Raw genomic sequence first — 11,202 nt, 5'->3', positions numbered from 1 at the left:
CATGGGGAGGGTGGCTGAGCGAAGCGAAGCCGGGTGGGGAGGGCTGCGCGCTTTGTCCCATATTCTCCCCGCATCGCCCTGCCGCCCCCACCCGGTCGCTGCGCGACCACCCTCCCCATGAAGGGGAGGGAGAGGGACGATGATGGCGACCCGCCGCACCCTCCTCGCCGCGCCGCTCGCCCTGGCCGCGTGCGACCGGTTCGCCGCCGCCGAGCCGGCGCCGGTCTCCATCCCGCCGCTGAAATCGGCCTGCCCCGCCCCGTTCGGCGCGGCGGTGAAGGCCTATCTGCTGGACGATCCCGACTGGGGCGCCCTGGCGCGGGCGCAGGTCTCCCAGCTGACGCCGGAGTGGGAGATGAAGATGGAGTACGTGCTGGCCGACGGCCTGGGCCGGCCCAACTTCGACCGCTCGGACCGCATCGCCGCCTTCGCCCGGACCAACGGCATGGCCCTGCATGGCCACGCCCTGATCTGGTACGCCCAGGGCGAACAGGCGTTCGCGGGGCTGGACGGCGCCGCCTTCGACCGCGCCTTCGACGGCTATATCGCCACGGTCGCCGGTCGGTATCGCGGCCGGGCGCGCGGCTGGGACGTGGTCAACGAGCCGATCCTGGACGACGGCTCGGGGATGCGCGACTGCCATTGGTCGGCCCGCTACGGCCACGACGGCTATATCCTGCGCGCCTTCGAAAGGACGCGGGAGGCCGATCCGGAGGCGATCCTGTTCCTGAACGAATACAACCAGGAAAGCATTCCGGCCAAGGGCGCGCAGTTCCTGCGGCTGGTCGAGCGCCTGCTGAAGGCGGGCTGTCCGCTGCAGGGCCTGGGGCTTCAGTCCCACCTGTGGATCGACGTCGAGGAGGGCGCCATCGCCCGCTTCATGGCCGAGGCCGCGCAGTTCGGCCTGCCCCTCCATGTCTCCGAACTGGACTGCACCCTGCGCACCGACAAGCGGCTGGATCTGCGGTCACAGGCCGACCGCATCGCCCGCCAGTCGGCGCGGGTGACGGAACTGGCCGCCGCCTTCGCCGCCCTGCCCGAGGCGCAGCGCTACGCCTTCACGGTCTGGGGCCTGCGCGACACCGACAGCTGGTACCGCCAGGGCGACAAGGACGACGGCAAGGACAAGCCCCTGCCCTTCGACAGCTTCGGCCGGCCGAACCCGATGGCGGCGGCGCTGGCGAAGGGGTTTGGAAAGACGCACGCCTGATCTCACCCTCCCCAAAATGGGGAGGGAGAATTTTAGTCCTCGCCGTCGGGATCGCGCGGCTGGGTGATCGAGGGCGGGTCGCTGGCGGGGAAGCTTTCGTCCAGGGCCTCGTCCAGCAGCTCGTCCAGGTCTTCGGGATCCAGGCCCGGTTCGACGGGATCGGTCATGGTCGCCTCCATTCGCCCCATCCTACGCCAAACCCCGCGCCGGAAAAACGAAACGCCCGCCGTTTCCGGCGGGCGTTCCATCATTTGAACAGGCGAACCGATCAGGCGGCGGCGCTGGCCGAACCTTCGGCCGGGTCGCGCAGGACGTAGCCGCGGCCCCAGACGGTCTCGATGTAGTGCTTGCCGTCGGCGGCGGTGGCCAGCTTCTTTCGCAGCTTGCAGATGAAGACGTCGATGATCTTCAGCTCGGGCTCGTCCATGCCGCCGTACAGGTGGTTCAGGAACATTTCCTTGGTCAGGGTCGTGCCCTTGCGGAGCGAGAGCAGCTCCAGCATCTGATATTCCTTGCCCGTCAGGTGCACGCGGTGACCGTTCACCTCGACCGTCTTGGCGTCCAGGTTCACGGCGATATCGCCGGTGTGGATGATGGCCTGGGCGTGACCCTTGGAGCGACGGACCACGGCGTGGGTGCGCGCGATCAGCTCGTCCTTGTGGAAGGGCTTGGTCAGATAGTCGTCGGCGCCGCCGCCGAAGGTCTTGACCTTGGTTTCGATCTCGTGGCTGCCCGACAGGATCATGACCGGGGTGTTGATCTTGCCGTTGCGCAGCTGGCGCAGGACCTCAAGGCCGCTCATGTCCGGCAGGTTGAGATCAAGCAGGATCAGGTCGTAGTCGTAGATCTTGCCCAGATCGATGCCTTCTTCGCCGAGATCGGTCGTGTAGACATTGAAGCCTTCCGACTTCAGCATCAGCTCGATGCTCTGGGCCGTCGCGTGATCGTCTTCAATCAACAGGACGCGCATTCGTGCCCCTCCAGGCAAAGCTTGACGTTAAGCACCCGCACCAACGGCCGGGTAACCTTGTTCGCAGGTTAAGATAGGAAAACCTTAAGAAGGGTTAACGCCATCCGATTGAGTCGAATCGTAGGCTGAATTGCGAATCGCCGTCGAGAGTCGCGAGTCAACGATTCGAAATTTATTAACCATGATTTCGGCCCGGCGTCGCCCGACCCGCCTTTCACCCCGACCGCAACCCCAAGTCACGCAAGGCTCCACGTCCGATATTGACGCGATATAGGATGATTTTCCTATCACGAGGGCCAGCCGTTCTAGGATGGCGCTCTGGATGTTCGTGACGGGAGGCGTTTCACATGGAGGACTACAGGGTGCCGGTCAGCGCCGAGGACCGGGTGCGGGCCGGGGTGGCCATGCATCTGGTGGCGGCCCGCACGGGGGCGCGGCCGGACCGGATGGTCGGCGGCGGGCGGCTGGATCCGCGCACGTCCAAGGCGCGCTGGCTGGCCATGTATCTGTCGCACGTCGCCTTCGGCTGGACGCTGGAGCGGGTCGGCCATGTGTTCGGGCTGAACCGGGCGACGGCGGGGGCGGCCTGCCGATGGGCCGAGGACGCGCGCGACAGCCTGGCCATCGACGATCTGCTGAACGAGTTGGAGACCTGCATCCAGGCGCTCTACCAGGCCCCGCGCTGCGAGCTGGCGCAATGAGCCGGGCGGTGGAGCGGGCGCGCCGGCTGCTGGCGCGGCCCGGCGCCTGGCTGGGCGTGGAGGGCGCGGGCTATGGCCTGCGGCTGGGGCCGGACCGCCGCGCCCGGGTCAACCTGAGCCTGACGGAGGACGAGTTCCGCGCCCTGGTCGATCGGCCCGGCCTGCGCGCCCGGTCCGAAGGCGGCTGGACGGCGCGCGCCGACCCGGCGACGGACGCCGCGCCCCCGCCCCCGGGTCGACCGGGCATGATCGCGGGAACGCGCGCGGTGATGCAGGCCGACGGCCGGCTGGTCGCCCGTCCGGCCAATCTGGGCGAAAGCCCCATCGCCTGGCTGGCCCGGAGGAAGGACGCGGCCGGGCGGCCCTGGCTGACCCCGGCCGAGGCGGCCGCCGGCGAGCGGCTGCGCGACGACGCCGAAAGGGCGGCGGGCGGCGTCTCGCTGACCATGCGCTGGGACGCCCTGCCCCGCGCCGGTTCGGGCACGGCCGCGCGGATGGAGCCGGGCGAGCGCGTCCTGGCGGCCGCGCGCCGGGTGGACCAGGCCTTGAGCGCCGTCGGCCCGCGCCTGCGCCCCATCGTCAGCCGCATCTGCGTCCACGGCGACAGTCTGAAACTGGCCGAGACGGGCCTGGGCCTGCGCCGCCGCCAGGGCAAAACCCTGCTGAAACAGGGCCTCCAGGCCTTGGCCGAGCATTATGGGATCGGAGGGTGAACCATTAAACATAACGCCGATCTCCGAAACCAAAACGGGGGCGCGCCCCAGGCCGCCCAGGACGCGTGTTCGCGCCGCGCCGACGACTTTCAGAGTCAGCCTCGCGGATCGAGCGTGCCGATCAGCGTGACCGAAACGGGCCGCGGAGAGTATCGGATGACGATGGGCACGGGCTCCTATCGGTCCGTCTGCACCGTGTCCGCCTCAGGCCAGGTCCGCGCGATGGAGCCCTACTGATCAAAGGACGGCGATCGGCGTCAGCTCAGCGCATCGTCATAGCGGCGCTCCTCGGCGTCGGCCTGCTCCCGATCCGAATACTCCATCGCCGCCAGCGGATCGCGCAGCACGCGCCAAAGGGTCAGCGGATAGAAGATCAGCCAGCTGATCGCCTCGAACAGGAACTCCTCGAAGCTGCGCAAGATCTTAAGCAGGTCCAAGACGCCCTCCGCGGCCGTGCCCGAGCGTCGAGCCTCGCAGACCGCCGGACCAGGCGCGATCGCCCTAACCCGCCAGGGCCGCTTCCCGGATGCGGCCGACCATGCTGTTCAGGCCGTTGGCGCGCTGGCGGGTCAGGGCCGAGGGCAGGCCCAGGCGATCCAAGGCGGCGCGGGCGTCGAAGGCCAGGATCTCGTCCGGGGTGCGGCCCGAATAGAGTTTGAGCAGCAAAGCGATGTTGCCCTTGGACAGGGCGCTGTCGGAATCGGCGTCGAACCACAGCCGGCCGCCGTCGCGCGCGGTCGACAGCCACACCTGGGCGGCGCAGCCCGGCACCTTGTTCGCCTCGGTCCGCGCGGTCTCGGGCAGGGGCGCCAGCCCCTTGCCCAGTTCGATGACGTATTCGATCCGCTGTTCCCAGTCGCCCAGCAGGTCGAAGTCCTCGATCAGGTCGGACAGGACCTGATCCAGCGAATCGGTCGGCACGGTGCGGGCGCTGTGGGTCATCGGGGCCAGATAGGCCGGGCGCGCGTTAACGACAACCGGCCCGGCCATCCCCAGCTTTCGACCCCGGCCGCATCCCAGGGTGGTCGCCCCACGGGCGAGCGCCCTCGCCTCGCCACATCCGGGGGCGTAGTCTGGCCTCCTCTGCTCGCCGGATTCCCGATTGACCCACGTCGCCAGCCCTTCCACCGACCTTCAGGCCCGCGCCGCCCGCGCGCGCGGCGGATGGCTGACCGGGCCGCAGGCGCTGGCGCTGTGGCACGCGGCCTGGGCCGTGGGGTCGGCGCTGCTGGCCATGCTTAGCCAGTGGGCCCAGCCCGTGGCCGAAGGCGCGACGCCGGCCGCCCTGCTGATCATGGCCGCGCCGGGCGTGGCGGGCCTGCTGCTGATGTGGCGCGACGATCCGCCCGTGCGGCTGGGACTGCTGTGTTTCTGGGCCCTGGCGACCGGGGCGGCGGCCGGCCTGACCGGCGGGGTCGGCGGGGCCGCGCCCGGCCTGGTCGCCCTGCCGCTGGCGGCGGGGATCGCGCTGGACCATCCGCGTTTCGGCGACGACCGTCTGACGCACGTCGGCGGACTGGCCTCGGCGCTTGCGGTGGTGTGCGGCCTGATCTCCAACGGCCTGAACCCGCCCCAGCCGCCGATGGCGGCGCTGACGGCCCTGTCGGTGCTGCTGTCGCTGGTCGCCCTGGCCACGGCGGTGCGGATCGCCGGGGCCGCGCGCGCCGAGCGCGAGCGGCAGGCCCTGGCCGCCGCGGCCGAGACCCAGGCCTTCCTGCACGGCCAGCCCAGCCTGGCCCTGATGATCGCGACGGACGGCCGGGTTCTGGCCGCCTATGGCGCCGCGCCGCCGGCCCTGTCGGTGCGCGACCTGGTCGAACAGGGGCTGGTCGCGGCCGTCCACGGCCCGGACCGCGCCGCCGTCGCCGCCGCCCTGGCCCGCGCCGCCGGCGGCCAGGACGCCGAGGTGGTGTTCGCCCCGCGCCAGGCGCTGGACCGGCGAGTCGGCCTGGTGCTGCGCCGCCTTCCCGGCGATCCGCCGCGCCTGGCCGCCCAGGCCTTCGACGCCGCCGCCCAGTACGCCCGCGAACTGCGGCTGGAGGCCGCGCGCGCCGAGGCCGAGGCCCAGAACGCCGGCAAGACCCGCTTCCTGGCGACCATGAGCCACGAGTTGCGCACGCCGCTGAACGCGGTGATCGGATTTTCCGACATCATGCGCCAGGGTCTGTTCGGCCCCCTGCCCGACCGGTACGCCGACTACGCCGAATCCATCCATCAGGCGGGCGGCCACCTGCTGGCGCTGATCAACGACGTGCTGGACCTGTCCAAGATCGACGCCGCCCGCTACCAGCTGGCGCTGGAGGATTTCGACGTCCGCGATCCGGTGTCGGAGGCCATCGCCCTGATGCGGCTGCAGGCGGCCGACAAGGGGGTGGAGCTGGCCGGCGTCCTGCCCGACGCGCCCCTGCCCGTCACCGCCGACCGGCGCGCGGTCAAGCAGATCGCCCTGAACCTGATGTCCAATGCGGTGAAGTTCACGCCCGCCGGCGGATCGGTCACGGTCACTCTGGAGGGGCTGGACGACGCGGTGGAGCTGTCGGTCGCCGACACCGGGGTCGGCATCGCGCCCGAGGACCTGCAGCGGCTGGGCCGTCCGTTCGAACAGGCCGGCGGGGCCGACCAGCGGGCGCAAGGGACGGGCCTGGGCCTGTCGCTGGTCCGATCCCTGACCGAACTGCACGGCGGCCGCACCGTGATCGACAGCACCCTGGGCGAAGGCACGGCGATCAGCGTGCGCCTGCCCAGCAAACCTGCGGCCGCCTAGACCGGGCCCATGGCCAGGAAGGCGCGGCCGGCGGCGAAGTCCCCGGCCTCGAACACCGAGCGGGCCACGCTGCCGTCGCGGAAGAGGAACTCCACCGCCACCGCCTCGCGCGGGTCCAGCCGGCCGATGGCGTCGGCGGCCGTGGCGGGGAAGCGCCAGGCCTGGCCCGCCTCGCGTCCCTGGGGCAACAGGCCGGTCTCGGCGGCCCCGACGCTGGAGGCCCAGACCGCGCGGCGCTGGGCCTCGGGCGGCAGGTCGCGGGCCAACCACGGTTGAGGCGACACCGAGACGTCGCGCATCACCAGGCGCGCGCCCGTCGGGCGGGGCCGCCCATGCCAGGACACCACCGCCGTCATGACGTCGGCCTGATCCATGCCGCCCACGACCCCCAGCCGGACCGGCGAGGCGCCGACCGAGGACTCCTGCATCAGCCGCCAGGTGGGGCGGGCATAGGCGCCGCGGTTGGCGACCCAGTCGGAGCGATCGCCCGGAAAGGTCATGCGCGCGGTTCGCGACCAGCCGGCGAAGGCGTGCTGGACCCGGCCGCCGACCAGCTTCAGGTCGCCGGAATCGCAAGGGGTCGAGGCGGCGCGCGCGCGGGCGCGGCGGGCGGTGTCGGCCAGTTCGCGATCATTGGCCCCGGCGCGCAGGGCGGCGCCGCGCGCCTGCCAGGCGGCGGCGTTCAAGGCGGCCGAGACCTGGGGCTGGAACAGGCCGCAGCGCTGGTTGGCGGCCAGCACGAAGCTGCGCTCGTAATAGCGGTCCTGCGGCGCGGCCTGGGCCGCGACCGGCGCGGCGGCGGCCAGAACGACGGCGATCAGGCGGCTGGCGCCGCGCGGGGAAAGGCCTATCCTCATGCCCCGACCCTAGCGCCGCCTGCTGTGGGTTTCGTTTCCGAGCAGGGTTAGCGAATTGCTTCTGAACAGCGACCTGTGGGTAAGCGCCCTGATCCGCCGCGCCGAGATCGGCGGCGCCTTCGCCACCGTGGTGAAGAAGGGCGACGACCGCGCCGGCTCGGTCATCGTCAAGGCCTATGACACCTCCACCCGCACCGCGCGCCTGTTCACCGAGGCTTTCGGCCCCGACGGCGACCGGCTGTGGATCCAGCCCGTGGTCAGCGACAGCGAGAGCGATCTGGACGCCTACATCGCAAGGCAGCGCGGCTACGACCCCGACCTGTGGGTGGTCGAGATCGAGGACCGCCAGGGCCGCCACTTCATCACGGAGAAGGTGGACGCAGGCCAGGCGCGGCCGCCGGCCTAGGCGGTCGGCGACGGTCCGCTGAGCAGGCTGACGGCCAGGTTCACCGCGAGAGCCAGGATCACGGTGTTGAAGACGAAGGCCGTCAGGCTGTGGAGGGTGGACAGACGCCGCAGCCCGCGTTCGGCGATCTGGACGTCCGCGGTCTGGTTGGCCACGCCGATGATGATGGCGAAGTGCAGGAAATCCCAGTAGTCCGGCGTCCGCTCGCCGGGAAAGAGCAGGCCCTTGCGGTCCTTGCCCTGCGCATCGGCGCTGTAGAACCGATGCGCGTAGTGAAGGGCGAAGATCACCTGCACGAAGGTCCACGACAGGGCCACCGTCAGCAGGGCGAGCGCAGCGCCCGCGGGCCCGCCGGAGCGGACGCCCTCGCCGGCCACCACCGCCAGGCTGGCCCCGGCGGCCAGCAGCGCCAGCGGCAGGATGGCGGGTCCGGCCTGGTCCAGCGACGCCGCGCGCGCCCGGATCTGGGCGGCGGTGTTGTGGCGCCCGACGTGGACCAATGTCCCGGCCAGATAGACAGCCACGCCCGCATTCCACCCCAGCGCCAGCCGCATCAGGAGGCCGCCCCCCACCGGCCACAGCGGGCTGGAGGCGGCGACGGCCAGCAGCGCCGCCAGCGGCCAGTGCAGGCGCAGCAGGCCGGCGCGCCGCGTCATCAGGATCAGTCCTCGCCGACCATCGACAGCCAGGGGTCGGCCGTTCCGGCCTCGACCTCGGCGACCTTGACGGCGGGCCAGCCGATCGAGGACGACGCCGAGGCGCGCCAGGCGGCGGTGGTCCAGTCGCGCAGTTCGGCGGCGCCCGCGGCCAGGCGCTCCGTCACGAAGGCCGCGCCGCGCGGATCGGCCTCGGCGAAGCCGCCGGCCTTCTCCAGCCGATAGAAGGGAACCACCGTGCCCAAGGTCGCGCCCAGATAGGCCGCGGCGCGGGCGCGCGGATCGAAGCCGGCGACGTCGGACGGCGCGGGCATGGCCGCCTCCACCGCGTCCAGGCGTGCGACCCGGCTGGTGAACTCGCCCTCGAAGATCGCATGGGTGCGGCGCGAGTTGGTGAAGCCTTCCGGGTTCGGATGATCGCCCCAGCCGTTGTAGTGGATGCTGGTGTGATGCGGCTGGGAGCCGTCGCCGACGTAGTGCCCCATCACGCCGATATCGCGCAGGATCAAGGCTTCGCGGCGAAGCCGGTCGGCGCGGTACCAGGCCTGGCGTTCGAGGTCGGTCTCGCGCGCCTCGGCGGCGGTCAGGACGCGCCAGTAGGCAAAGTCGCGCTCCAGGTTCTGCCAGGCGTCGATCATGGCGTAGGGCAGCCAGCCGGCGTCGTTCACATCCATCCCCGCCTTGGTCAGGGCCGCGTCGTATTCGGACTTCAGCCGGGGCAGTTCGGCCAGGGTCATGCCGCGTTCGTTCATCACCCGGCCCTGGTCGTCCAGGTCGACGAAGTGGGCGGTGTCACGCTCGCGGTCGTGCGGCTGGCCGGCGCCCTTCCAGCGATCGGGCTCGCGCGCCAGCTCGCCGACGTCGGCGACGGCGCCAGGGGTTCGCAGGAAGGCGGGCAGGTCGTCCGGCAGCGCGCGCATGGCCGCGACCCCGATCAGCCGGTGGCCCGTATTGCCCCAGGCGGTCACGGTGACGGCGGGCGCCGCCACGGCCACGATCACGGCGACGGACGCCAGGGCGGCGAGGGCGAGACGTTTCATGCAAGGGTACCCCGGGGAAAAGATCACCCTGATCTAACGCATAGGTGATCCACCCTCCAGAGCGGCGACGTTGCCATTTCGCCTCGGCTAACTACGTTAGAGGGGTTCCCCGCCCCCTTTCGTTCATCCAAGGCTCCACATCCTGCGGGGAGCGACGACGTGACTGCGTCGTCGGCGTCCCGTCGGGCGCCCTGTGGATGCTAGACCGAAAAGGACACGCCCATGCGCGCCCCCCGTCTCGCCCTTCTCGCTTCCGCTTCTCTGCTGGTCGCCGCCGGCGCCGCCCACGCCCAGGACGCCGCGCCGGCCGCTCCGCCCGCGCCGCAAACGGCCCCGGCAGACGCCATGACCCCCGCGCCCGCGCCCGCGCCCGGCGGCTTCACCGATCAGGAACTGAAGAAATTCGACGACGCGATGACCCAGGTGCGCGCGGTCAGCGACACCCTGAACGGCGCCCAGCCGACCCCGGAGCAGCAGGCTCAGATGGCCTCCGCCATCCAGGACTCCGGCCTGGAGGTGACGCGCTTCAACGCCATCTCCACCGCCGTTTCCTCCGATCCCGAACTGGCGGCCCGCATCGCCGTGCTGAACACCGCGCCGCCCGCGCCGGGCACTCCGGCCGCCAGCGTCACCGACGACGAGCTGACCCGCTACGTCACGGCCATGACCCAGATCCGCGCGGTCACCGCCGAGGTCGAGAACGGCCAGGCCACGCCCGAACAGAGCGCCCAGCTGACCGCCGCGGTGCAGGGGTCGGGTCTGGAGGTCGAGCGCTTCAACGCCATCGCCCAGGTCGTGTCGCAGGACGACTATCTGCAGGCCAAGGCCCAGCTGATCGGCGCCCGCGCCGAAAAGGGCGTCAGCCAGTAAGGCGTCAGGCCTCGGCGGGCTCGCTGCGGGCGTCCGGCGCCAGCGGGCCCGCCTCGTCCTCGTTCAGCAGACGGCCTTCGCGCTTGGGCTTGATGTAGGGGGCCGGCTGCGGCGTGGGCAGATTGCCGCGCATCAGCTGGCGTCCCGCCGTCAGCCCCCCCGTCAGCTGCAGGTCCAGCCGCGCGTCGTCGCGGCGGCGCACGTCGCCGATGGTCTCGGCCGCCTCGTGCTCCTCCAAGCCCAGTTCGACCAGCGCCCGCTCGCCGAACTTCAGCGCCGACTCGAACGTCTCGCGGATCTGGTAGTCGACGCCCGCCTGGATCAGGCGCATCGAATGGCCCCGGTCGAAGGCGCGGGCCATGACCTTGGTGGTCGGAAACTCGTGCTTGACCAGTTCGACGATGCGGTCGGTGGCCTCGGGCTTGTCGACGCAGACCAGCACCAACTCGGCCTCCTCGGCCCCGGACGCGCGCAGCGTGGGCAACTGGGCGCCGTCGCCGTAATAGACCTTGAACCCGAACTGCGAGGCGGCCTGGATCATCTCCACGTCGTTCTCGATGATGGACACGTCCACGTCGCGCGCCAGCAGCGGCTGGGACACGACCTGGGCGAAGCGGCCGAAGCCGATGATCAGCACCTGACCGCGCAAGCCGTCGGCGGCGTCGACGCCCTCGGCCTCTTCCGGCGACAGGCCAGCCTCCTTCGGCAGGAACCGCTTAAGCGCCAGCGTCGTCAGCGGCGTCAGCGCCATCGACAGGATGACGATGGCCGTCAGCATGGCCGCCACCACCGGCGAGAACAGGCCCGCCGCCACCGCCGCGCCATACAGGACGAAGGCGAACTCGCCCCCTTGCGCGAACAGGGCCGCGCGCTCGATCGCCTCGTGATGGGTGGATTTGAACAGGCGCGCGACGGCGTAGATGCCGACCGCCTTGACCACCATGAAGCCGACCACGCCGCCCAGGACGATGCGCCAATGGTCGATCACCACCGACACGTCCAGCGACATGCCGAC

At 71.2% G+C, this 11,202-nt stretch carries 14 protein-coding genes; 6 read left to right on the top strand and 8 right to left on the bottom strand.

The genetic code is table 11. From position 1 onward, the window contains the following. Positions 1–139: 139 nt before the first annotated feature. Positions 140–1,210, top strand: a complete 1,071-nt coding sequence (locus B2U11_RS10190) for an endo-1,4-beta-xylanase (protein ID WP_292071498.1) — start codon at positions 140–142, stop codon at positions 1,208–1,210. 32 nt (positions 1,211–1,242) lie between these two features. Here the strand turns inward: B2U11_RS10190 and B2U11_RS10185 are convergent, their stop codons facing one another. Together B2U11_RS10185 and ctrA are read right to left on the bottom strand one after the other, a co-directional pair. After that, positions 1,243–1,377: a hypothetical protein gene (locus B2U11_RS10185; RefSeq protein WP_292071496.1), complete on the bottom strand. Its 135-nt coding sequence runs from the start codon at positions 1,375–1,377 to the stop codon at positions 1,243–1,245. 101 nt (positions 1,378–1,478) lie between these two features. Beyond that, positions 1,479–2,180 carry a response regulator transcription factor CtrA gene (gene ctrA, locus B2U11_RS10180; RefSeq protein WP_249751381.1) on the bottom strand — a complete coding sequence of 234 codons (702 nt, stop codon included), beginning with the start codon at positions 2,178–2,180 and terminating at the stop codon, positions 1,479–1,481. Positions 2,181–2,527: 347 nt separating this feature from the next. Here ctrA and B2U11_RS10175 point away from each other — a divergent pair, with 347 nt between their 5' ends. Continuing rightward, positions 2,528–2,881, top strand: coding sequence for a chromosomal replication initiator DnaA (locus B2U11_RS10175; RefSeq protein ID WP_292071491.1), 354 nt, complete (start codon positions 2,528–2,530; stop codon positions 2,879–2,881). Beyond that, on the top strand, positions 2,878–3,594 hold the full coding sequence (locus B2U11_RS10170) for a DUF6456 domain-containing protein (protein WP_292071489.1): 717 nt from the start codon (positions 2,878–2,880) through the stop codon (positions 3,592–3,594). The genes B2U11_RS10175 and B2U11_RS10170 overlap by 4 nt, the downstream gene beginning before the upstream one ends. A gap of 257 nt (positions 3,595–3,851) precedes the next feature. Here the strand turns inward: B2U11_RS10170 and B2U11_RS10165 are convergent, their stop codons facing one another. Next, positions 3,852–4,031 (bottom strand): hypothetical protein, encoded by a 180-nt coding sequence (locus tag B2U11_RS10165; RefSeq protein WP_292071488.1) that lies wholly within the window; start codon positions 4,029–4,031, stop codon positions 3,852–3,854. A gap of 64 nt (positions 4,032–4,095) precedes the next feature. After that, positions 4,096–4,536, bottom strand: coding sequence for a SufE family protein (locus B2U11_RS10160; RefSeq protein WP_292071500.1), 441 nt, complete (start codon positions 4,534–4,536; stop codon positions 4,096–4,098). A gap of 160 nt (positions 4,537–4,696) precedes the next feature. Between B2U11_RS10160 and B2U11_RS10155 the strand changes: the two genes are divergently transcribed. Further along, positions 4,697–6,358 carry a sensor histidine kinase gene (locus tag B2U11_RS10155; RefSeq protein WP_292071487.1) on the top strand — a complete coding sequence of 554 codons (1,662 nt, stop codon included), beginning with the start codon at positions 4,697–4,699 and terminating at the stop codon, positions 6,356–6,358. Here the strand turns inward: B2U11_RS10155 and B2U11_RS10150 are convergent. Further along, positions 6,355–7,215 (bottom strand): hypothetical protein, encoded by an 861-nt coding sequence (locus B2U11_RS10150; RefSeq protein WP_292071485.1) that lies wholly within the window; start codon positions 7,213–7,215, stop codon positions 6,355–6,357. The genes B2U11_RS10155 and B2U11_RS10150 overlap by 4 nt on opposite strands. Positions 7,216–7,270: 55 nt before the next feature. On the opposite strand from B2U11_RS10150, the gene B2U11_RS10145 reads away from it, so the two are divergent. Beyond that, positions 7,271–7,621, top strand: coding sequence for a DUF1491 family protein (locus B2U11_RS10145; RefSeq protein WP_292071484.1), 351 nt, complete (start codon positions 7,271–7,273; stop codon positions 7,619–7,621). Here the strand turns inward: B2U11_RS10145 and B2U11_RS10140 are convergent. Next, positions 7,618–8,277 (bottom strand): DUF1345 domain-containing protein, encoded by a 660-nt coding sequence (locus B2U11_RS10140; protein WP_292071481.1) that lies wholly within the window; start codon positions 8,275–8,277, stop codon positions 7,618–7,620. The two genes, B2U11_RS10145 and B2U11_RS10140, sit on opposite strands and share 4 nt — an antisense overlap. 5 nt (positions 8,278–8,282) lie before the next feature. Continuing rightward, on the bottom strand, positions 8,283–9,317 hold the full coding sequence (locus B2U11_RS10135; RefSeq protein ID WP_292071479.1) for a S1/P1 Nuclease: 1,035 nt from the start codon (positions 9,315–9,317) through the stop codon (positions 8,283–8,285). Positions 9,318–9,539: 222 nt separating this feature from the next. On the opposite strand from B2U11_RS10135, the gene B2U11_RS10130 reads away from it, so the two are divergent. Next, positions 9,540–10,187, top strand: coding sequence for a DUF4168 domain-containing protein (locus tag B2U11_RS10130; protein WP_292071476.1), 648 nt, complete (start codon positions 9,540–9,542; stop codon positions 10,185–10,187). A gap of 4 nt (positions 10,188–10,191) precedes the next feature. Here the strand turns inward: B2U11_RS10130 and B2U11_RS10125 are convergent. Next, positions 10,192–11,202, bottom strand: a 1,011-nt coding sequence (locus B2U11_RS10125; RefSeq protein ID WP_292071474.1) for an NAD-binding protein, incomplete at its 5' end; no start/stop codon positions are given.

The sequence above is a fragment of the Brevundimonas sp. UBA7534 genome (assembly GCF_002479325.1).
Taxonomy (GTDB): Bacteria; Pseudomonadota; Alphaproteobacteria; order Caulobacterales; family Caulobacteraceae; genus Brevundimonas.
This window is presented reverse-complemented; position numbering and strand designations above follow the sequence as displayed.